Raw genomic sequence first — 20,607 nt, 5'->3', positions numbered from 1 at the left:
ACGCCACTTAGCAAAAGCACCGGTCAGACGCGGCGTCCGACCGGTGCGTGAGGTGGTGCGCGATGCGCCGTCCAGGCCGCCTATCAGACGATCAGACGTCGTCGTCCATATCCCAGTCGTCCGCGTCCGGATCGTAGGCCGCGCCCTCGCTCGTCCAGGACGCCTTCGCCAGCTCAACGCCCGGCACCCCCTCGATCAGGCTGAACGGGTCGATGAGATACGCCAGGGCCTCGGCCTCGTCGTCGCGCACCGCGTCCTGCGCGTAACCGCGCTCCTCGTCGGGCATGAAGTCGTCACCGCCGATGTGGTCCAAGGCGGCCTTGGTCAGCGCGCCGGAGTCGGAGACCTCCAGCATGAGGTCAACCCGGATCCGGACATACCGTGATGTTTGTGTAGTACTCATGCTACGGAGCGTAAGGCGGCGGGGACCTCGCTTCCGCGCGACCCGCAGTTGTCACTACGATCGGACGCACGAGGCCAATTCACCGCAGCCTCAAGGGGGATGCATTCCGTTGACCGCACGCCGACCGCTGCTGACCGCCGCTGCCGCCGGCTCGCTGCTGTGCGCCCTGTGGTTCGTACCGTCCGCGAACGCGACCGCCGACAGGGACGACCGGTCCTCGACCGGTCAGACCCAGGTCGAGGAGGCCGAGGCCCCGGCCGCGTCCTCGGACGAACTGAACCTGGCCGACTCCGGCAGCATCGACGTCACCCCGTACCTCTTCGGCGGCACGGCGTTCCTGGGGCTGGGTGTGGCCATGGTGACCGCTTCCGTGCGCCGGACGCGCACGGAAGCGTACCGGGGCGCCGCGCTCTAGCCGCCGTGCCCCGCTCCGCGGCGGTTCAGGCGAGCGGTCCGGTGACCGCTTCCGCGGCCTCGACCAGGCCCCCGGAGCGCACGAACGCGTCCGCCGCGGCCAGGTCCGGCGCCAGGTAGCGGTCCCCGCCCGGCCCCTCGACCCCCGCGGCGCGCACCGACGCGAGCACCGCCCGGGTGGCGGGCCCGGGCGTCAGCCCCGTACGCAGCTCGACCGCGCGGGTCGCGGCCACCAGCTCGACGGCGATGACGCGGGTCAGGTTGTCCACCGCGGTGCGCAGCTTGCGGGCGGCGGACCAACCCATCGAGACGTGGTCCTCCTGCATGGCGGAGGATGGGATCGAGTCCACCGACGCGGGCACGGCGAGCCGCTTCAGCTCGCTGACCAGCGCGGCCTGCGTGTACTGCGCGATCATCAGCCCGGAGTCGACGCCCGCGTCGGCGGCGAGGAACGGCGGCAGGCCGTGCGAGCGGTTCTTGTCCAGCAGCCGGTCGGTGCGCCGCTCGGCGATGGAGGCGAGGTCGGCGGCGGCGATGGCGAGGAAGTCCAGGGCGTAGGCGACCGGGGCGCCGTGGAAGTTCCCGTTGGACTCCACGCGGCCGTCGGGGAGGACCACCGGGTTGTCGACGGCGGCGGCCAGCTCGCGGTCGGCGACCAGCCGGGCGTGCGCGAGGGTGTCCCGGCCCGCGCCCGCGACCTGCGGGGCGCAGCGGATGGAGTACGCGTCCTGGACGCGGGGCGCGTCGTCCTGGTGGTGCCCGGTGAGCCCGGAGTCCGCGAGCACCCGCAGCATGTTGTCGGCGCTGGCGGCCTGGCCGGGGTGCGGCCGGATGGCGTGCAGCTCGGGCGCGAGGACCTTGTCCGTGCCGAGCAGGGCCTCCAGGGACAGCGCGGCGGTGATGTCGGCGCTGGTGAACAGCCGCGCCAGGTCGGCGCAGGCCATGACCAGCATGCCGAGCATGCCGTCGGTGCCGTTGAGCAGCGCGAGCCCTTCCTTCTCGCGCAGTTCCACGGGCGCGATCCCGTGCTCGGCGAGCAGCTCGGCGGCGGGCCGTACGACGCCGTCGGGGCCCTCCGCGTCGCCTTCTCCCATCAGCGCGAGGGCGCAGTGGGACAGCGGGGCGAGGTCGCCGGAGCAGCCGAGCGAACCGTATTCGTGGACGACCGGGGTGATCCCGGCGTTGAGCAGCGCGGCCATGGTCTCGACCACGACGGGCCGCACACCGGTCCGCCCGGAGGCGAGCGTCTTGAGCCGCAGGAACATCAGCGCCCGCACCACTTCGCGCTCCACCCGCGGTCCCATCCCGGCCGCGTGCGACCGCACGATGTTGCGCTGGAGCTGCGCGCGCAGGTCGGGGCTGATGTGCCGCACGGCGAGCGCTCCGAAGCCCGTGGAGACGCCGTAGACCGGTTCGGGCTTGGCCGCCAGGTCGTCGATGACCTGCCGCGCCGCGGCGACGGCGGACAGGGCCTCGGCGGCCAGCTCGACCCGCGCGGCGCCGCGCGCCACGGCGATGACATCGTCTGCGGTCGTCCCGGACGACCCCACCACCACAGTGTGCATATCCATATTCAGGCACCCTAGAGACTGAATCGCGACCTGTCACCACCCGAGTTTCCGCAGCACCGACGTCCGTGGCGTCGCCCGGGGGCGCACCCGCACCCGGGCTACGGCCCCTGGCCGGGAGGCGCCGGACGCCCACGGAAGCGGCGGCGTTCGGCCGGCGGCGCCTGCGGCGGCGCGTCCGCCAGGCGCACCACCGGATCGTCCGGGCCGCCGTCCCGGCCCGCCACCACCGGCTTCTCCGAACGGGCCGCCTTCGCGCGGTATTGGGCCGCGTCCGCCAAGCGGAACAGCCGCCGCGCGCTGCGTACCGGGCCGATCGGGTCGCCCGTCGACGCGACCCCGCACGCAACACCCTCCCCTATCTCCAGCTCCGACGCCCTGCGGCACAGCTCGTCCGCCACCCGCACGACCTCGTCCGCCGAGGGGCCCACCTCCAGCAGGCAGAACTCGTCGCCGCCCAGCCGCGCCGCCAGCGCGCCCGGCAGCATCGCCCCGCACAGGGACAACACGGTGCCGAAGCGTTCCAGCAGCCGGTCGCCCACGGCGTGCCCCAAGGTGTCGTTGACGGTCTTCAGCCCGTTCAGGTCGCACACCACCAGGCTCACGACCGTGCCGTCGCTGCGGTGCGCCTCCAGCGCCTCGTCCAGCCGTATGTCCACCGCCCGCCGGTTGCCCAGGCCGGTCAGCGGATCGGTGAACGCCAGTCGGCGCGCCTCCTCCAGCCGCTCCGTCTGGGCGATACCCGCGGCCGTCACCGCCGCCAGCACCGTCGCGAAGTCCGCGTCACCGCGGTCGAACAGCGGCTCCCCCACCGCCCGCGCCACGTACAGCTCACCCCACGCCCGCCCGCGCAGCACGATCGGGGCGACCACGCAGCTGCTCCGCCCGCGCCGCCGCAGCGCGTTCACGCGCTGGTGGCAGTACGCCCCGTACGACCCGGCGCACGGGTCCGCCCCGGGCCCGGCCCCCGGGGGCTCGGCCACCTCCACCCAGGCGTGCGGTTCACCGCCGCGCGCCCACTGCTCGTGCAGGAACTCGGTGATCTCCGGGAACTCGTTCACCGGATAGCACTCGTTCTCCGGGAACTCCCGCTCCCCCGGGGCCAGCGCGCCCACGTTGGCCAGCACCCGCAGCCGCCCCAGCTCGCGCTCCCAGACGGATACGGCCGCGAAGTTCCCGCCCAGCGCGCCGCACGCGCGGTCCGCCGCGGACCGCACCGCCTCCGGCAGCGTGTGCGCGGCGGCCATGGCCTGCGCCAGCGCCACCACGGCCCTCATCCGCTCGCCGCCCCGGCCCGTATCGCCTGCCGCTTCGCCCGTCACCGCACCGCGCCTCGCATTCCGTCGCCGCGCACCCGCCGCGCGCCGCGCCATCCAGCGTAGGAACGTTTGACGGATTCCGCCCTCCCCGTTCGACGATCTCTGGCTTCCGCCTTCGGCGCCGGCGGGGTGGGGCCTTCACGGGGTGCGCGGTTGCGCCTGCGGCGGTGCGCGCGTGGTGCGCGCCCGTCGTGGCTGGGTCGGGGCCGCCGCCGGGTACCTCCTCGGTCGGCGAACCTACTGCTAGACCGCGGAGTGCGGGGCGAGATGTTCGCCGCGCTGCGGGGGCACCCGCCACGTCCCCTCACGCCGGACGCGCGACTGCCGCCCGGTGGGGGCCACAGTCCACGCCGATGCCACGGGGGCACACCCGTCACGTCCTCTTCCGTCGCCTTCGCGGCTGCCGCCCGGTGGGGCTCATCGCGCCAGGCGTAGCGGGGTGCCGGGCTCGGCTGCGATGATCCGGTCAACGATCGTTAACACCGGCTGCACCGGGAGGGCACACCATGACGGAAGAGCGGTTCGGCGAGTGGGTGGGCGTACGGCGGCACGGGCACGTGGCCGAGCTCGTACTCGACCGGCCCAAGGCCATGAACGCCGTCTCCACCGAGATGGCCAGGTGCATCGGGGCCGCGTGCACCGCCCTCGCGGGGGATCCCTCCGTGCGGGTCGTGGTTCTCACCTCCACGCATGAGCGCGCCTTCTGCGTGGGCGCCGACCTGAAGGAGCGGAACTCCCTTACGGACGCCGAGCTCGGCCGTCAGCGCCCGCTGGCCCGTGGCGCGTACACCGGGGTGCTGGAGCTGCCGATGCCCACCATCGCGGCCGTGCACGGCTACGCCCTGGGCGGCGGCTTCGAGCTGGCCCTGTCCTGCGACGTGATCGTGGCCGACCCGACCGCCGTGGTCGGGCTGCCGGAGGTGTCCGTGGGGGTGATCCCCGGCGGCGGCGGTACGCAGCTGCTGCCGCGCCGAGTGGGGGCCGCACGGGCCGCCGAGCTCATCTTCACGGCGCGCCGGGTGGCCGCCGACGAGGCGCGTGACCTGGGTCTGGTGGACCAACTGGCCGCCGAGGGCAAGGACCGGGAGGAGGCGCTGGCCCTGGCCGCCCGGATGGCCGCGAACTCGCCGGTCGGACTGCGTGCGGCCAAGAAGGCGCTGCGGCTGGGCCACGGACTGGACCTGCGGACCGGGCTGGAGGTGGAGGACGCGGCGTGGCGGTCGGTGGCCTTCTCCGCGGACCGGGCGGAGGGCGTCGCGGCCTTCAACGAGAAGCGGACGCCGGAGTGGCCCGGCGAGTAGCGTCCCGCGGCGGCCCCGCCGCCCACCCGCCACCCCGCGACGACGCCTGATGCGGCAGCCGCGAAGACGGCGGACGGGGACGTGGCAGGTGTCCTCGCGGCCCACTGTGGCGTCGGCGTGGACCATGGCTCCCGCCAGGCGGCAGCGCCGCGAGGACGACGGAACGGGACGTGATCCGCAGCCCACCATGGCGTCGGCGCGAGCCGTGGCCCCCTCCGGGCGGTAGCCGCGAGGACGGCGGGAGGGGGCATGACCCCGCACGTGGCGTCAGCGTGGACCGTGGCCCCCGCCGGGCGGCAGTCGCGCGTCCGGCGGAAGAGGACGTGACGGGTGGTGCCCCCCCGTGGCATCGGCGGGGACCGTGGCTCCCGCCGGGCGGCAGCCGCGAGGACAACGGAAGCGGACGTGACAGGCGCCCCCGCAGGCCACCGTGGCGCCGACGTAGGCCGTAGCCCCCGCCAGGCGGCAGCCGCGAGGACGACAGAGGGGCCTGACGGGCACCCCCGCAGCCCGCCGGGGCGTCGGCGTAGGCCGTAGCCCCCCACCGGGCGGTAGCCGCGAGGACGGTGGGAATGGGACGCGACGGGCGCCCCCGCAGCCCACCGTGGCGTCGGCATGGACCATGGCCCCCGCCGGGCGGCAGTCGCGCGTCCGGCGGGAGGGGACGTGGCGGGTGCCCCCGCAGCGCGGCGAACATCTCGCCCCGTACCCCGCGGTCTGCCAGTAGGTTCGCCGACCGAGGAGGTACCCGGCGGCGGCCCCGACCCACGCACGGACGCGCGCGCACCACCCACGCGCAGCTACGGGCGCAACCGCGCACCCCGCGAAGGGGCGCACCCCGCCACGTCAGCAGCCACGCGACACGGCGCGGCGCGGGGCGCCGCGAAGAGGGTCACCCCCGCCGCGTCAGCAGCCACGGCTCCACGACCCCGAGCCCCCGCACCGGCCGCTGCCACATCGGCTGGAGCGCGAACCGGTACACCGGCGGCTCCTCGCCCCGCTTCTCCGCCTCCGCGGCCGCCTCCGCCGCCTCCGCCTCGGATTCCGGCGCCTCCCCGGACCGCGCCAGTTCCTCCGCGAGCGCCCCGTCCACCAGCACCGCGTCCTTCGGCGCTATGGACGTCAGCCGGCTCGCCAGGTTCACCGTCGTACCGAAGACGTCGCCCATCCGGGTCGTCACCGTCCCGAACGCGATCCCCACCCGCAGCTCCGGCATCGTCTGGTCGTGCGCCATCGTCTCGATGAGCCGCACGCCGATCTCCGCCGCCGTACCGGCGTCGTCCGCCGAGTACAGCACCTCGTCGCCGAGCGTCTTGATCAGCCGTCCGCCGTGCGCGGCGACCAGGTCGGCGGCCGTCGTCTCGAACGCCTCGACCAGCTCGCCGAGCTCCTCCTCCTCAAGGCGCCGGGTCAGCCGGGTGAAGCCGACCAGGTCCGCGAAGCCGACCGCCAGTCGCCGGTCCACCATCTCCGCGTCGTCCTGGGCCTGCACCACGCGGCCCGTCGCCGCCGCCAGCTGCCGCCGGTAGACGTAGACGAGGAACTCCTCCAGCTCCGGGAGCAGCAGCTCGACCAGCGGGTAGGCGATCTCGGTCCGGGTGAGCCCCGGTTCCTGGGGCTCGGTGAGCCCCTCCAGGAACGAGTCGATCTGCCAGTCGGCCAGCCGCGCCGTCGTCTGCCCGGTGGACCGCGCGACCTGAATCGCCATCGGCTCGCTCAGCAGCCCGGCCTCCACCAGGCCGGAGAGCCGCCGCAGCGCCAGGACGTCGGCCTCGGTGAGCGCCTTGGCCTGCCCGATGTCGGCGAAGCCCATGGCGTGCCAGAAGCGGGTGGCCAGCTCGACCGAGACGCCCGCGCTGCGGGCCGCCTGGAAGGGGGTGTAGCGCCGCTCGGCACCGAGGATCAGCTGTTCCAGCCGGAGCGCGATCGAGTCGTCCTCGTCGGCGTCCTCGTCAACGGCTTTGTCAGCGGCCTTGTCGCCGGCCTTGCCGTCCACGGCCTCATCGGCAGCGCCCGTACCTTCCGCGACGGGACCAGCCACCCGACCCCCCGCGCCGGCACCCGCACCGGAACTGCGATCCGCACCGGGGCCCACACCGGCCCCCGCGCCGCGATCCGCACCGGCCCCGGCGCCGGAACCCGGGCCGGAACCCGCATCAGCATCAGGTCCCGCACCCGCGCCGCCGACGCCCACGTCCGCCGCCGTGTCCGCCTCCCGCGCAGAGCCCTCCGCCTCCCGCGCAGAACCCTCCGCCCCCCGCGCGGAGCCCTCCTCACCGGCCGAGCCGGACGCGCCGGACCCCGTGTCGTCGACGGTCACCGCCCGCCCCCTGTCCGATCCTGGCGCACTGCTTTCCGCTTCCCTCTCCGGCTGTGGTCCCGGTTACGGGTTCGCCCGCGGCCGCCCCGAGCTGGGCGGACCGCCTCAACGATACGTCAGGTGTGCCGTAGCTCACTCTTCCTCGGAAGCGGCGCGCAGATGCACGATGTCGCCCGCCGCGACCACTCCCTGCACCCCGCCCGCCATCGCGAGCACCAGCCGCCCGTCCCCGTCGACCGCGACAGCCTCCCCGACCGCGGACCGGCCACCGGGCAGCTCCGCCCGGACTCTCCGCCCGAGCGTCGCACACCCCGCTGCGTACGCCTCCTGGAGCCCGCTGGCCGCCGGGTCGCCGTCCGCGGCACGCCACTTCTCGTACCACTGCTCGATCGACCGCAGGACGGCGCGCAACACCGGGTCGCGGTCCGTCGTGGTCGCGCCCGCGAGCGCCAGCGAGCCCGCGGCGGGCACCGGCAGCTCCTCCGTACGCAGCGAGACGTTCAGCCCGATGCCCACCACCACGGCGTCACCGGTGCGCTCGGCGAGGATGCCGCCGGACTTGCGCTCCTCGCCGGCCACCGTCAGCAGCAGGTCGTTGGGCCATTTCAGCGCCGTGTCCACCCCGGCGGCGCGGGCCAGCGCGGCGGCGGTGGCGACCCCGGCGAGCAGCGGCAGCCAGCCCCAGCGGGCCGCGGGCACCCGTTCCCCGGGCCGGAACAGCATCGAGAAGAACAGCCCGGAGCGGGCCGGAGCGGTCCACGCCCGGTCCAGCCGCCCGCGTCCGGCGGTCTGCTCCTCGGCCACCAGGACCGCGCCCTCCGGTGCGCCCCCCTGCGCCCGGGCCACGAGATCGGTGTTGGTGGAGCCGGTGGACCCCACCACCTCCACCGAGGTCCACAGCCCGTCGGGCCGCACAAGCGCCCGGCGCAGGGCCTCGGCGTTCAGCGGCGGCCGGTCGAGGTCGTTCCATCTGCTGCCATGGGTGTCAGAAGGGCTCATATGGGCCAGCCTAGGGTCAGGAGGTGTGGCCAACGACGCAGTGCCACACCGCAGTCCCGCCGATACGCTACGAGCCGGTAGCCGAGGTGACCGACCCGGAAAACCCGTGAACGCCCCTTGATAAGCCCCAGCCCCTGACAGAAGCCCAGTGCCCCGAGGACGAGCAGGAGCCGCATCCCGATGTCCGAGCCGGAGATCGCCCCCGACAGCCACGACCGCCACACCACCGCGGGGAAGCTCGCGGATCTGCAGCGCCGTACCGAAGAAGCCGTGCACGCCGGGTCCGCGCGTGCGGTGGAGAAGCAGCACGCCAAGGGCAAGCTGACCGCGCGGGAACGGATCGACCTGCTGCTGGACGAGGGCTCGTTCACTGAACTGGACGAGTTCGCGCGGCACCGCTCCACGAACTTCGGGATCGACAAGAACCGCCCGTACGGGGACGGCGTGGTCACCGGCTACGGCACGGTCGACGGCCGCCCGGTCTGCGTCTACTCCCAGGACTTCACCATCTTCGGCGGCTCACTCGGCGAGGTCTACGGCGAGAAGATCGTCAAGGTGATGGACTTCGCGCTGAAGACCGGCTGCCCGGTCATCGGCATCAACGACGGCGGCGGCGCCCGGATCCAGGAAGGCGTGGTGGCGCTCGGCCTCTTCGCCGAGATCTTCCGCCGGAACGTCCACGCGTCGGGTGTGATCCCGCAGATCAGCCTGATCGTCGGCCCGTGCGCCGGCGGTGCGGTCTACTCCCCGGCGATCACGGACTTCACCGTCATGGTGGACCAGACCTCGCACATGTTCATCACCGGACCGGACGTGATCAAGACGGTGACCGGCGAGGACGTGGGCTTCGAGGCGCTGGGCGGCGCCCGTACGCACAACACCACCTCCGGTGTCGCGCACTACATGGGCGGCGACGAGAAGGACGCCATCGACTACGTCAGGGCGCTGCTGTCCTACCTGCCCTCCAACAACCTCTCCGAGCCGCCCGCCTTCCCCGAGCAGGCCGACCTCGCGGTCACGGACGAGGACCGGGAGCTGGACACCCTCATCCCGGACTCCGCCAACCAGCCGTACGACATGCACAAGGCCATCGAGCACGTGCTGGACGACGGGGAGTTCCTGGAGACCCAGCCGCTGTTCGCGCCGAACATCATCACCGGTTTCGGGCGTGTCGAGGGCCACCCGGTCGGCGTCGTCGCCAACCAGCCGATGCAGTTCGCCGGCTGCCTGGACATCGACGCCTCCGAGAAGGCCGCGCGCTTCGTCCGCACCTGCGACGCGTTCAACGTCCCGGTGCTGACCTTCGTGGACGTACCCGGCTTCCTGCCCGGCACGGACCAGGAGTACAACGGCATCATCCGGCGCGGCGCCAAGCTGATCTACGCGTACGCGGAGGCCACGGTCCCGCTGATCACGGTGATCACCCGCAAGGCGTTCGGCGGCGCGTACGACGTGATGGGCTCCAAGCACCTGGGCGCCGACCTGAACGTGGCGTGGCCGACCGCCCAGATCGCGGTCATGGGCGCGCAGGGCGCGGTGAACATCCTGCACCGCCGGACCATCGCCGCCGCCGAGGACCAGGACGCCACCCGCGCCGAGCTGATCGCCGACTACGAGGACACCCTCCTCAACCCGTACATCGCGGCCGAGCGCGGGTACGTCGACGCGGTGATCATGCCGTCCGAGACCCGCCGCCACATCGTGCGCGGGCTGCGCGCCCTGCGTAACAAGCGCGAGTCCCTGCCGCCGAAGAAGCACGGCAACATCCCCCTCTAGAAAGGGTTGTTTCCATGATCAAGGTCGTCCGTGGCAACCCCACCCCCGAGGAGCTGGCCGCCGCCCTGGCGGTGGTCCAAGCACGCGCGGCGGCCGCCGCTGCCGCCGCGCCGGGGCAGGGCATACCCGACGAGTGGGCCGACCCGGCCCGGACCATCCCCGGCAGCCGGGTGCCGCACCCCGGCCCCAAGGCGTGGCGCACCAGCTTCTGGCCTGCCTGAACCGGCCTCCGGCCGCCGGCCTGCCGGAACCGGTGAAATAGTGCTTCCCGGCCGTGGCGCCTGAGTACGCGTACTCAGGCGCCACGGCCGTCTCCGGAGCAGGATCGTCCGCATGCTGTGGTCCGACCCGCCCGATGAGCCGCCCGAGGAGCTGCGCCAGGTCCAGGAGAGGCTCCGGCGCGCGGGCGCGGTGATGGCCGTCGCGGTCCTGATCACGCTGCTGATCCTCAGCGCGGGATGATCTTGAGCACACCAGGGCAACCCCGCGGGCGGTTCGCGCCTCTTCCCTGGGAGGAGTACCACCGCCGGGCACAGGGGAGAGCCGCCTACCGATGAACAGACCGATACGCCACATCGCCGTCTTCAGCGGTCTGCTGATCCTCGCGCTGCTGCTACAGACCACCTGGCTCCAGTTCAAGCGCACCGACGAGCTGGCCAACCATGAGAAGAACACCCGCGTGAAGATCGCGGCGTACGCCCATCCGCGCGGCAACATCATCGTGGGCGGCCAGCCGATCACGGGCTCGGTGGAGACCGACAGCACGTACTACAAGTACAAGCGCACGTTCAAGGACGGCGCGATGTACGCCCCGATCACCGGCTACTCCTCCCAGACCTACGGCTCCACCCACCTGGAAGCGCTCAACAACAAGCTGCTCAGCGGCACCGACGACCGGCTCTTCCTGCAGAACACCCTCGACCTGTTCACCGGCGACGACCGGCGCGGCGGCGACGTGGTGACCACCATCGACCCGAAGGCCCAGAAGGCCGCCTACGAGGGGCTGGGCGACAAGACCGGCGCGGTGGTCGCCATCGACCCCAGCACCGGCAAGATCCTCGCGCTCGCCTCCACCCCGTCCTACGACCCGTCCGTCTTCGCCGGCTCCACCAAGAAGGACAGCGATGCCTGGGACCGGCTCCAGAAGGACAAGCGCAAGCCGATGGACAACCGCGCGCTCAAGCTGACCTACGCGCCCGGCTCCACCTTCAAGGTCATCACCGCCGCCGCGGCTCTGGAACACGGGCTGTACAAGGACATCGACGCGCCGACGAGGTCCCCGGACCCGTGGACCATGCCGGACACCAGGGTGCCCCTGCCGAACCACAGCCCGACCGCGCCCTGCAAGAACGCCTCCCTCAACGTGGCCATGCAGCACTCCTGCAACAACGTCTACGGCAAGGTCAGCTCCGACCTCGGCAAGGACGACATGCGCGAGACGGCCGAGAAGTTCGGCTTCAACAACCCCAAGGTCGACACCCCCACCCGCGCCGTCGAGAGCGTCTTCCCCGACAAGATGGACCGGCCGCAGACCGCGATGTCCGGCATCGGCCAGTCCAGCGTCCGCGCCACCCCGCTGCAGATCGCGATGATGACCGCCGCCATCGCCAACGACGGCAAGCTGATGAAGCCCTACATGGTCGACCGGCTGCGCGATCCCGACCTGGACACGCTGGAGAAGTTCGAGCCGAAGGAGATGTCCGAGGCGGTCTCCGAGGACACCGCGAAGAAGGTCCAGAAGATGATGGAGGACACCGCAGAGAAGGGCACCGGCCGCCCCGGCCGGATCTCCGGTGTCACCGTCGGCGCCAAGACCGGCACCGCCCAGCGCGGTGTGAACAACAACCTCCCGCCGCTGGCCTGGTTCATCTCCTACGCCAAGCAGGGCGACGGCTCACCGGTCGCCGTCGCGGTGATGATCGACCCCGATGACAGCATCCCCCGCGACCAGATCTCCGGCGGCGGGCTGGCAGGCCCCATCGCCAAGAAGGTCATGCAGGCGGTCCTCAAGAAGTGAGCCGTTACGCTGGGCCGCATGGCTGACCCCCGCACCGTCGTCCTCGCCTCCGCCTCCCCCGCCCGGCTGGGCCTGCTGCGGCAGGCGGGGCTCGACCCCGAGGTGATCGTCAGCGGGGTGGACGAGGACGCCCTCGACGCCCACTCACCCGCCGAGCTGGCGCGGCTGCTCGCCGAGGCCAAGGCCGCCGCGGTGGCGGCCCAGCCCGCGGCGGCGGGCGCGCTGGTCATCGGCTGCGACTCCGTGCTGGACCTGGACGGCCAGGCGCTCGGCAAGCCCGCCGACGAGGAGGACGCCACCGCCCGCTGGAAGGCGATGCGCGGCCGCTCCGGGGTGCTGCGCACCGGGCACTGCGTGATCGACACAGCCAGCGGACGGCGGACCTCCGCGACAGCCTCCACCACGGTCCGCTTCGGCGAGCCGACCGACGCCGAGATCGCGGCGTACGTGGCCAGCGGTGAACCGCTGTACGTGGCGGGCGCGTTCACCCTCGACGGCCGGTCGGCACCGTTCATCGACGGCATCGATGGCGACCACGGCAACGTGATCGGCCTGTCGCTGCCGCTGCTGCGCCGCCTGCTGGCCGAACTGGACGTGTCCATCACGGACCTGTGGACGCCCGAAAAATCCAGCCCGTCCGGCGATTGAGGACCGGGTCTGGGGCGGAGCCCTGGGGGCACCTCCCAGCGTTAGCTGGGGAAGGGAAGGGGCAGGACAGGGGACTGACTCCGGCGGCCGGATTCACGCCAGACCCGGGTCCGGGTCACCGGCGGGGTCCAGGGCGCCCCGGTCCGCAACCTCGCCGGAGGCATCGTCGTACGCCATCAGCGTCAGCACGATCAGCCCCAGCACCACCATCAGACCCGCGAACGCCACCCAGCCGACCAGACCGACCGTCAACGCGCCGAGCAGCCCGTGCACCACCGCGCAGACGATGAGCAGGATGCGGGCGAACCGGCCGGGGCCGCGGTCGCGGAGCGCCGCGCGCAGCAGCACCAGCCCGCAGAACAGCAGATAGAGGCCGAAGACACCGCCCATGGCCCAGGTGCCGACGGACATCGCGTCGGGGTCCATGCCGCCCATGGACATCTTCTGACGGTCGACCACCAGCCCGAGGATCCAGTTGAGCAGGGCGATGCCGACCGCTTCCACGATCAGTACCACTGCCGCCGCCGCGGCCACCGGCCTACGCGCCGTAGCACCCACCCTGTCCACCCCTTCCCCTGCCGGACTCCGGGCCGTTACCCCGAGTACGTTCGACAGCGGCACGCTACTAACGGGTAAGCCCCTGGACAAGGGGTCTGCGGCGGCTGACTGCGACTCGCGTCCACGCGGCAAAGTTTCCGCCCCCTGTTCGTAGGAATCCCACAAAGAAAGACGGTCCGGCGCTGCTCGCCGCGGCGGAGACCTTGGCCACACCACGAGCCCGCCGGTGACCCCGAAAACCGGGCGTACCGTGGAGCGACAAAGGATTTCGCAGACCGCCCAGAGGCTCCTTCACGCTCCGTGTGGTCAAGCTCACCCCCGGAGTCTCCTCGGCGCGGAGTGTCGCCAGTACCTAAACTCGGCTTGTTTCAAGGAGGGAGCCATCGTGCGCAAGGTGCTCATCGCCAATCGTGGCGAAATCGCTGTCCGCGTTGCCCGGGCGTGCCGGGATGCCGGGATCGCGAGCGTTGCCGTGTACGCCGATCCGGATCGGGACGCTGTGCATGTGCGCGCGGCTGATGAGGCCTACGCGTTGGGTGGTGACACCCCGGCCACCAGCTATCTGGACATGGCCAAGGTCCTCCAGGCGGCGAAGGACTCCGGTGCGGACGCGGTCCACCCCGGTTATGGGTTCTTGTCGGAGAACGCGGAGTTCGCGCAGGCGGTGCTGGATGCGGGTCTGATCTGGATCGGTCCGCCGCCGCAGGCGATCCGGGATCTGGGTGACAAGGTCGCAGCCAGGCATATCGCGCAGCGCGCGGGTGCTCCGCTGGTCGCGGGCACCCCGGATCCGGTCTCGGGTGCGGATGAGGTGGTGGCGTTCGCGACCGAGCATGGTCTGCCGATCGCGATCAAGGCGGCGTTCGGTGGTGGTGGGCGCGGGTTGAAGGTCGCCCGGACCCTGGATGAGGTTCCTGAGCTGTATGAGTCGGCGGTCCGCGAGGCGGTGGCGGCGTTCGGCCGTGGTGAGTGCTTCGTGGAGCGCTACCTGGACAAGCCCCGGCATGTGGAGACCCAGTGCCTGGCCGACGCCCATGGCAACGTGGTGGTGGTCTCCACCCGTGACTGCTCTCTCCAGCGTCGTCATCAGAAGCTGGTGGAGGAGGCCCCGGCTCCGTTCCTGTCCGAGGCACAGAACGCCGAGTTGTATGCCGCGTCGAAGGCCATCTTGAAGGAGGCCGGGTATGTGGGTGCGGGGACGGTGGAGTTCCTGGTCGGCAGCGATGGCACGATCTCTTTCCTTGAGGTGAACACCCGGCTGCAGGTGGAGCATCCGGTGACCGAGGAGGTCACCGGTATCGATCTGGTGCGGGAGATGTTCCGTATCGCCGATGGCGAGGAGCTGGGTTACGGCGACCCGGTGGTGCGCGGGCACAGCTTCGAGTTCCGTATCAACGGTGAGGACCCGGGTCGGGGTTTCCTGCCCGCCCCGGGCACCGTCACCGTGTTCACCCCGCCCACCGGTCCCGGTGTCCGTCTGGACGCGGGGGTGGAGTCCGGCAGTGTGATCGGTCCGGCGTGGGACTCGCTGCTGGCGAAGCTGATCGTGACCGGTGCGACCCGTGAGCAGGCGTTGCAGCGTGCGGGGCGGGCGTTGGCGGAGTTCCGGGTCGAGGGCATGGCGACGGCTATCCCGTTCCATCAGGCCGTGGTGGTCGACCCGGCGTTCACCGCCGACCCGTTCACGGTCCACACCCGCTGGATCGAGACCGAGTTCGTCAACGAGATCAAGCCGTTCGCCGCGCCGGCGGATGCCGAGGCCGAGGACGAGGCGGGCCGTGAGACGGTCGTCGTCGAGGTCGGCGGCAAGCGGCTGGAGGTCTCCCTGCCCGCGTCCCTGGGCGTCGCCTCCACCCCTGCGGGTGGCGGGGCGCGGAAGCCGAAGCGGAAGGCGGCGAAGAAGACCGGCTCCGCCGCTTCCGGCGACGCGCTGGCCTCCCCGATGCAGGGCACCATCGTCAAGGTCGCGGTCGAGGAAGGACAACAGGTCTGCGAAGGCGACCTCGTAGTCGTCCTGGAAGCGATGAAGATGGAACAGCCCCTCAACGCCCACCGCGCGGGCACCATCAAGGGCCTGACCGCCGAAGTCGGCGCGTCCCTCACCTCCGGCGCCGTCATCTGCGAGATCAAGGACTGAACCGGCACCACACGCCGAACGCCGACGGGCCCCCGGGAGATCTTCGCCGGGGGCCCGTCGGCGTGACGTAGGGGTGCCCGAGGGGCACAGAGCCGACGCTCAGCCGTCCCCGTCGGTCACGTCCTCCGGGAACGTCAGCTGCCGCCCCATCCACTCCAGGGACGCGGGCAGTTCCCGCCGCCACGTACGGAAGTTGTGGCTCCCCCGGTCCAGGACGATCGACTCGGCGCGCATCGGCGGCTTGACCGCGTCCAGGAACTCCCGCGCCTGCGGGTAGTTCTTCTCGCCCTCGCGGCTGGTGGCCACCAGGACGGACACCTGCGGCGCCGGAAGGTGCTTCAGCCGCCACAGCAGGTCGTGCTCCCGCATCCGGCGCAGCCGGGACTCTCCGCTGCCGAAGAGGTTCCCGGTCGTGGGGTCGTTCGTGACGCGGTAGTCGGGCGAGAGCGCGGCCGCCGCCGTGTACGTGTCGGGGTGACGCATGGTCAGCTGGAGTGCGCAGCTGCCGCCGGAGGAGTACCCGAGCGCGCCCCACGCACTGGGGTCGTGGCCCACGCGGTAGTGCCCCTTCAGCGCCTCGGGCAGGTCCTTCTGGAAGAAGGTCTCCGCCTGGGGTCCGCCGGGGACGTCGACGCACTGGGTGTCGCGCGGCGGGGCGATCGTGGGCCGGATCATCACGATGACGCTGGGCGGCAGCTTCCCCTCGCCGATCAGCTTTCCGGCGGTCTGCGGCACGCGCAGGTGCTGTGCGAGCAGGAACGATCCGCCGGGGTAGCCGCTGATAGCGACGATGACGGGGAACCGCTGCCGGTCGTACTGGCGCTGGAAGTACTGCGGCGGCAGGTAGACGTACGCCGGGGTCGCCCGCTGGCTGCGGCGCCCGAGGATCCGCACCGACTCGACCTTGCCGACCCGGTCCGGCGGGCCCTTGGGCAGCCCGTGGACCTTGTCCAGCTTCTCCGGGCCCGCGGGCTGGACCAGCCCGCCGGAGAGATCGCCCGGCTTTCCGTCCTCGCCCGGCTCACCCCATTTCGACAGGGCGGCGGGCGCGGTGTCGTCGTTGCCGAGCAACTCGTCCCAGGTGCCGTAGAACTGGAAGTTCGCGTTGACCGCGAGGGCGAAGGAGGTGACGATCGCCACCTGGGTGACCGCGATGGACCCGAGTCTGCCGAGCACGGCGGGTATCGTCCGCCCGGCGAAGCGCGGCCACAGCCAGACCGTGAGCCCCACGCTGAGCACGGCGACCGCGATCACCGTGTACAGCAGCGAGCGGCTGGTCAGTTCCATCATGTCGTCGTCTCCACTCTCGTCCCGCGCGCCCCCCGAGCCACGCGACATGGGGGATGGCGGTCGCGTGGCACGGCGTTGCGGGAGAGGGAAGGACTTCGCGTACTGTTCGCCGTCCCGCATCTGCCGTTGGCCTGGAGGTCACCGCCCGGTCACCGTCCCTCGGACTTCTCCCCCAGCGCGGCCTCTGGGGGCGCCCCCAGAGGTGCCCCCCAGGAGAAGCCCCCAGACGGGGCCATCCGGGGGGTGGCATGCTGGTTCCACCGGGCGCGGCCCCAAGAGCCGCGTGGCCCCGAGGACGGCCCGGAGCCCCACGGGCGGCCTGAGGAAGGAAGGACCGGCGATGGCGACCGAGACGGCGCAGACGCCAGCACGGCCCATGCGCGCGGACGCGCGTCGCAACTACGAACGGCTGCTGGCCGAGGCCCGCACGGCCTTCGCCGAGCACGGCACCGACGCGTCACTTGAGGACATCGCGCGCCGGGCGGGCGTCGGGATCGGCACCCTCTACCGCCACTTCCCCAATCGCACGGCCCTGATGGGGGCCGTGTTCTACGGCGAGATGGACGCGCTCATGGCGCGCTCGCGGGAGCTGGCGCGGGCGCCGCAGCCGTGCCGCGCGCTGGTGGACTGGCTGCGGGCGATCATCGATCACGCCAGCACGTACCGGGGCCTGTCGCAGGCGTTCCTCTCCGCGTCCGCCGGGGAGAGCACGGAGCTGTCCCGGTGCAGCGAGCCGCTGCGGGAGGCGGGCAGCGCGCTGCTGGCCCGCGCGCAGCAGGCCGGGTCGGTGCGGGCGGACGTCGAGATCACCGATCTGATGCAGCTGACGAACGCCATCGCGCTGGCGGTGGAACAGTCCCCGGACGACCCCGGATTGGCCGACCGCCTGCTGACCCTGACCCTGACGGGCCTCAAGGCCCGTTAGACGTGGGTTGTGGGCAGTCGTTCAGCAGGGGCGGAACGGGTGGGCACAACCCACCACCGGCCCGCACCCGGCGACGAAACAACAGCCCCAGCCGGGCTTCCACTACGGCAACGACGCGGCCCCCGCACCACTTCCCCGGCCGCCCGCCGCGAGGCGAAACCGCGTCACGGCCGTCCGCCGCGCGGCGACACCGCCACCCGCCCCCCCTCGCCCATCGGCACCGTCCCGCGCAGCTGTGATCCGCCGCCCGGCCCCTGCGGGTGGCCGCGGCGCGGGCCCGGCAGGGGCATGCCGTCATCGGTGCCGCGCCCCGGGGGGTGCTGCCCGGGGGTGAGGCGTGCGGTCTGCCGCGCCGACGACGGGCCCGACCCCGCCCCGGAACCCGAGGCCGCCCCCGGGCCCGCGCTCGCTTCGGCGCCGCCGGCCGGACCACCGGCCCCCTGGCCGGATCCCGCCCCCGGCCCGGCCACCGTGATCTGCACCCCCTGGTCGGCGAGGGCCTGGAGCTCGGTCGCGGCACGCTCCTCGTGCGCGGGCGGCTCGTCGGTCACCAGCCGGGTGATCACGTCGGTGGGCACCGTCTGGAACATGGTGTCGGTGCCGAGCTTCGTGTGGTCGGCCAGGACCACCACCTCCGCCGCGGCCTGCACCAGCGCCCGGTCGACGCTCGCCGACAGCATGTTGGACGTGGACAGCCCGCGTTCGGCGGTCAGGCCGCTACCGGAGAGGAAGGCACGGGAGACCCGCAGCCCTTGCAGCGACTGTTCGGCTCCGCTGCCGACCAGCGCGTAGTTCGAGCCGCGCAGGGTGCCGCCGGTCATGACGACCTCGACCCGGTTGGCATGCGCCAGCGCCTGCGCGACGAGCAGGGAGTTGGTGACCACGGTGAGGCCGGGGACGCGCGCGAGCCTGCGGGCCAGCTCCTGCGTCGTCGTCCCGGCGCCGACCACGACGGCCTCGCCCTCCTCGACGAGACCGGCCGCGAGGTCGGCGATGGCCGTCTTCTCCGCGGTCGCTAGGTGGGATTTCTGCGGGAAGCCGGACTCCCTGGTGAACCCTCCAGGCAGTACCGCACCGCCGTGCCGGCGATCGAGCAGCCCTTCTGCCTCCAGCGCCCGCACGTCCCGCCGTACGGTCACTTCTGAGGTCTGGACGACGCGGGCGAGCTCGCGGAGCGACACCGCTCCGTTCGCGCGCACCATTTCAAGGATCAATTGGCGACGTTCTGCAGCGAACACGAAACTGACAGTAACGCCAACGACCGTCTTGTTTCAGCGCCTTGCAGCAAATATCGGAAGTTGATCGGCTGCGACCCCGCCAGATGGTATAGGGGATGCCTCTCGGTTCCGATCAGGCTTCGCGCTGTGTCTTCCGCGTGTGCAGCTGCCGCGCCACCTCGGCGATGGAGCCGGACAGCGACGGGTACACCGTGAAGGCGTTGGCGATCTGCTCGACGGTCAGGTTGTTGTCGACCGCCAGGGAGATGGGGTGGATCAGCTCGCTCGCGCGCGGGGCGACCACGACGCCGCCGACCACGATCCCCGTACCCGGGCGGCAGAAGATCTTCACGAAGCCGTCCCGGATGCCCTGCATCTTGGCGCGCGGGTTGCGCAGCAGCGGCAGCTTCACCACCCGGGCGTCGATCTTGCCCGCGTCCACGTCCGCCTGGGAGTAGCCGACGGTGGCGATCTCCGGGTCGGTGAACACGTTCGCCGAGACCGTCTTGAGGTTCAGCGGCGCGACCGCGTCGCCGAGGAAGTGGTACATCGCGATCCGGCCCTGCATCGCCGCCACCGACGCCAGCGCGAAGACGCCGGTGCAGTCGCCCGCCGCGTACACGCCGGGCGCGCTGGTGCGCGAGACCTTGTCGGTTGAGATGTGCCCGGACTCGTGCAGCCGGACCCCGGCCTCCTCCAGGCCGATGCCCGCGGTGTTGGGGATGGAGCCGACCGCCATCAGGCAGTGGGAGCCGGTGATGACCCGCCCGTCGGCCAGCGTGACCTCGACCCGGTCGCCCACCCTCTTGGCGGACTGCGCCCGGGACCGTCCCATGACGTTCATCCCACGCCGCCGGAAGACGTCCTCCAGCACTGCGGCCGCGTCCGGGTCCTCGCCCGGCAGCACCCGGTCGCGGCTGGAGACCAGCGTCACCTTGGAGCCGAGCGCCTGGTACGCGCCCGCGAACTCGGCGCCGGTGACACCCGAGCCGACCACGATCAGCTCTTCGGGCAGCTCGTCCAGGTCGTAGACCTGGGTCCAGTTCAGGATCCGCTCGCCGTCCGGCAGCGCGTCCGGGATCTCCCGCGGGTGGGCGCCGGTGGCGATCAGCACTGCGTCCGCGGTCAGGGTCTCCTCGGTCCCGTCGGCGACCCGCACGACGACCTGGCGGGAGCCGTCCGGGGCCTGACCAGGGGCCAGCCGACCGCGACCGCGCATCACCCGGCCGCCCGCGCGGGTGACCGAGGCGGTGATGTCGTGCGACTGGGCGAGTGCGAGGCGCTTCACGCGGCGGTTGACCTTGCCCAGGTCGACGCCGACGACGCGGGCCGCCTGCTCCAGCGGCGGGGTGTCATCGGCGACGATGATCCCCAACTCCTCGTACGAAGAGTCGAAGGTCGTCATGACCTCGGCGGTGGCGATCAGTGTCTTCGACGGCACGCAGTCCGTGAGCACCGATGCCCCGCCCAGACCGTCGCAGTCGACGACGGTCACCTCCGCGCCGAGCTGGGCGGCCACCAGTGCCGCCTCGTAGCCGCCGGGTCCGCCACCGATGATCACGATCCGAGTCACATGTTCCATTGTCCCGCACCCATCAAAACCACTCCGCCCGGGGCCCTCGGTAGCGGCTCCCCCGCGCGCACCCGCCCGTATTCCATCCGTATGTCGTATGAATCTCTCTACGAGACTGCCACCTCAGAGGCCATCGCGCCGC

Annotated in this window: 18 protein-coding genes; 9 read left to right on the top strand and 9 right to left on the bottom strand. The window is 72.2% G+C overall.

Annotation, left to right across the window (positions count from 1 at the left end; translation table 11 throughout):
- Positions 1-91 precede the first annotated feature (91 nt).
- Positions 92-403, bottom strand: coding sequence for a hypothetical protein (locus ACQUSR_RS20300; RefSeq protein ID WP_431044000.1), 312 nt, complete (start codon positions 401-403; stop codon positions 92-94).
- Positions 404-512: 109 nt separating this feature from the next.
- Between ACQUSR_RS20300 and ACQUSR_RS20295 the strand changes: the two genes are divergently transcribed.
- Complete coding sequence (locus ACQUSR_RS20295) at positions 513-818, top strand: hypothetical protein (RefSeq protein WP_431043999.1); 306 nt, start codon at positions 513-515, stop codon at positions 816-818.
- Between the two features lie 25 nt (positions 819-843).
- Here ACQUSR_RS20295 and hutH read toward each other — a convergent pair whose 3' ends face one another.
- Positions 844-2,388 (bottom strand): histidine ammonia-lyase, encoded by a 1,545-nt coding sequence (hutH, locus tag ACQUSR_RS20290; protein ID WP_431043998.1) that lies wholly within the window; start codon positions 2,386-2,388, stop codon positions 844-846.
- Positions 2,389-2,486: 98 nt separating this feature from the next.
- Positions 2,487-3,632 (bottom strand): GGDEF domain-containing protein, encoded by a 1,146-nt coding sequence (locus tag ACQUSR_RS20285; protein ID WP_431047734.1) that lies wholly within the window; start codon positions 3,630-3,632, stop codon positions 2,487-2,489.
- Positions 3,633-4,210: 578 nt separating this feature from the next.
- Here ACQUSR_RS20285 and ACQUSR_RS20280 point away from each other — a divergent pair.
- A complete protein-coding gene (locus tag ACQUSR_RS20280; RefSeq protein ID WP_431043997.1) occupies positions 4,211-5,005 on the top strand; it encodes an enoyl-CoA hydratase/isomerase family protein in 795 nt (264 codons plus the stop codon).
- Between the two features lie 892 nt (positions 5,006-5,897).
- Here ACQUSR_RS20280 and ACQUSR_RS20275 read toward each other — a convergent pair.
- Positions 5,898-7,001: an adenylate/guanylate cyclase domain-containing protein gene (locus tag ACQUSR_RS20275; protein ID WP_431043996.1), complete on the bottom strand. Its 1,104-nt coding sequence runs from the start codon at positions 6,999-7,001 to the stop codon at positions 5,898-5,900.
- 456 nt (positions 7,002-7,457) lie between these two features.
- On the bottom strand, positions 7,458-8,324 hold the full coding sequence (locus tag ACQUSR_RS20270) for a biotin--[acetyl-CoA-carboxylase] ligase (protein ID WP_431043995.1): 867 nt from the start codon (positions 8,322-8,324) through the stop codon (positions 7,458-7,460).
- Between the two features lie 180 nt (positions 8,325-8,504).
- Between ACQUSR_RS20270 and ACQUSR_RS20265 the strand changes: the two genes are divergently transcribed.
- The 5 genes from ACQUSR_RS20265 (at position 8,505) to ACQUSR_RS20245 (ending at position 12,765) form a co-directional block, all read left to right on the top strand.
- Positions 8,505-10,100 carry an acyl-CoA carboxylase subunit beta gene (locus tag ACQUSR_RS20265; RefSeq protein ID WP_431043994.1) on the top strand — a complete coding sequence of 532 codons (1,596 nt, stop codon included), beginning with the start codon at positions 8,505-8,507 and terminating at the stop codon, positions 10,098-10,100.
- Positions 10,101-10,114: 14 nt separating this feature from the next.
- Complete coding sequence (locus ACQUSR_RS20260) at positions 10,115-10,321, top strand: acyl-CoA carboxylase epsilon subunit (protein ID WP_431043993.1); 207 nt, start codon at positions 10,115-10,117, stop codon at positions 10,319-10,321.
- A gap of 112 nt (positions 10,322-10,433) precedes the next feature.
- Complete coding sequence (gene mmpB / locus ACQUSR_RS20255) at positions 10,434-10,562, top strand: morphogenic membrane protein MmpB (protein WP_431043992.1); 129 nt, start codon at positions 10,434-10,436, stop codon at positions 10,560-10,562.
- 91 nt (positions 10,563-10,653) lie between these two features.
- Positions 10,654-12,117: a peptidoglycan D,D-transpeptidase FtsI family protein gene (locus ACQUSR_RS20250; RefSeq protein ID WP_431043991.1), complete on the top strand. Its 1,464-nt coding sequence runs from the start codon at positions 10,654-10,656 to the stop codon at positions 12,115-12,117.
- Between the two features lie 18 nt (positions 12,118-12,135).
- On the top strand, positions 12,136-12,765 hold the full coding sequence (locus ACQUSR_RS20245) for a Maf family protein (protein WP_431043990.1): 630 nt from the start codon (positions 12,136-12,138) through the stop codon (positions 12,763-12,765).
- A 93-nt stretch (positions 12,766-12,858) separates the two neighbouring features.
- Here the strand turns inward: ACQUSR_RS20245 and ACQUSR_RS20240 are convergent, their stop codons facing one another.
- A complete protein-coding gene (locus ACQUSR_RS20240; RefSeq protein WP_431043989.1) occupies positions 12,859-13,323 on the bottom strand; it encodes a hypothetical protein in 465 nt (154 codons plus the stop codon).
- Between the two features lie 385 nt (positions 13,324-13,708).
- Here ACQUSR_RS20240 and ACQUSR_RS20235 point away from each other — a divergent pair, with 385 nt between their 5' ends.
- Positions 13,709-15,460 (top strand): acetyl/propionyl/methylcrotonyl-CoA carboxylase subunit alpha, encoded by a 1,752-nt coding sequence (locus tag ACQUSR_RS20235; RefSeq protein WP_431043988.1) that lies wholly within the window; start codon positions 13,709-13,711, stop codon positions 15,458-15,460.
- A 99-nt stretch (positions 15,461-15,559) separates the two neighbouring features.
- On the opposite strand, the gene ACQUSR_RS20230 is transcribed toward ACQUSR_RS20235, so the two are convergent.
- Positions 15,560-16,747, bottom strand: coding sequence for an alpha/beta hydrolase (locus ACQUSR_RS20230; RefSeq protein WP_431047732.1), 1,188 nt, complete (start codon positions 16,745-16,747; stop codon positions 15,560-15,562).
- Positions 16,748-17,090: 343 nt separating this feature from the next.
- On the opposite strand from ACQUSR_RS20230, the gene ACQUSR_RS20225 reads away from it, so the two are divergent.
- A complete protein-coding gene (locus ACQUSR_RS20225) occupies positions 17,091-17,675 on the top strand; it encodes a TetR/AcrR family transcriptional regulator (protein WP_431043987.1) in 585 nt (194 codons plus the stop codon).
- A 164-nt stretch (positions 17,676-17,839) separates the two neighbouring features.
- On the opposite strand, the gene ACQUSR_RS20220 is transcribed toward ACQUSR_RS20225, so the two are convergent.
- On the bottom strand, positions 17,840-18,877 hold the full coding sequence (locus ACQUSR_RS20220) for a DeoR/GlpR family DNA-binding transcription regulator (protein ID WP_431047730.1): 1,038 nt from the start codon (positions 18,875-18,877) through the stop codon (positions 17,840-17,842).
- 148 nt (positions 18,878-19,025) lie between these two features.
- Complete coding sequence (locus tag ACQUSR_RS20215) at positions 19,026-20,474, bottom strand: NAD(P)H-quinone dehydrogenase (protein ID WP_431043986.1); 1,449 nt, start codon at positions 20,472-20,474, stop codon at positions 19,026-19,028.
- Positions 20,475-20,607 lie beyond the last annotated feature (133 nt).

Source organism: Streptomyces sp. P1-3, assembly GCF_050613155.1.
Taxonomy (GTDB): domain Bacteria; phylum Actinomycetota; class Actinomycetes; order Streptomycetales; family Streptomycetaceae; genus Streptomyces.
The sequence above is the reverse complement of the archived record's forward strand: the minus strand, read 5'-3'. Positions and strand labels throughout refer to the sequence as shown.

What these genes read in the sequence shown, in the direction of transcription:
- ACQUSR_RS20300 (WP_431044000.1), bottom strand. Translation starts at nt 403, where the DNA reads ATGAGTACTACACAAACATCACGGTATGTCCGGATCCGGGTTGACCTC.
- hutH (WP_431043998.1), bottom strand. Translation starts at nt 2,388, where the DNA reads ATGGATATGCACACTGTGGTGGTGGGGTCGTCCGGGACGACCGCAGAC.
- ACQUSR_RS20285 (WP_431047734.1), bottom strand. Translation starts at nt 3,632, where the DNA reads ATGGCCGCCGCGCACACGCTGCCGGAGGCGGTGCGGTCCGCGGCGGAC.
- ACQUSR_RS20280 (WP_431043997.1), top strand. Translation starts at nt 4,211, where the DNA reads ATGACGGAAGAGCGGTTCGGCGAGTGGGTGGGCGTACGGCGGCACGGG.
- ACQUSR_RS20270 (WP_431043995.1), bottom strand. Translation starts at nt 8,324, where the DNA reads ATGAGCCCTTCTGACACCCATGGCAGCAGATGGAACGACCTCGACCGG.
- ACQUSR_RS20265 (WP_431043994.1), top strand. Translation starts at nt 8,505, where the DNA reads ATGTCCGAGCCGGAGATCGCCCCCGACAGCCACGACCGCCACACCACC.
- ACQUSR_RS20260 (WP_431043993.1), top strand. Translation starts at nt 10,115, where the DNA reads ATGATCAAGGTCGTCCGTGGCAACCCCACCCCCGAGGAGCTGGCCGCC.
- mmpB (WP_431043992.1), top strand. Translation starts at nt 10,434, where the DNA reads ATGCTGTGGTCCGACCCGCCCGATGAGCCGCCCGAGGAGCTGCGCCAG.
- ACQUSR_RS20250 (WP_431043991.1), top strand. Translation starts at nt 10,654, where the DNA reads ATGAACAGACCGATACGCCACATCGCCGTCTTCAGCGGTCTGCTGATC.
- ACQUSR_RS20245 (WP_431043990.1), top strand. Translation starts at nt 12,136, where the DNA reads ATGGCTGACCCCCGCACCGTCGTCCTCGCCTCCGCCTCCCCCGCCCGG.
- ACQUSR_RS20230 (WP_431047732.1), bottom strand. Translation starts at nt 16,747, where the DNA reads ATGGAACTGACCAGCCGCTCGCTGCTGTACACGGTGATCGCGGTCGCC.
- ACQUSR_RS20225 (WP_431043987.1), top strand. Translation starts at nt 17,091, where the DNA reads ATGGCGACCGAGACGGCGCAGACGCCAGCACGGCCCATGCGCGCGGAC.
- ACQUSR_RS20220 (WP_431047730.1), bottom strand. Translation starts at nt 18,877, where the DNA reads ATGGTGCGCGCGAACGGAGCGGTGTCGCTCCGCGAGCTCGCCCGCGTC.
- ACQUSR_RS20215 (WP_431043986.1), bottom strand. Translation starts at nt 20,474, where the DNA reads ATGGAACATGTGACTCGGATCGTGATCATCGGTGGCGGACCCGGCGGC.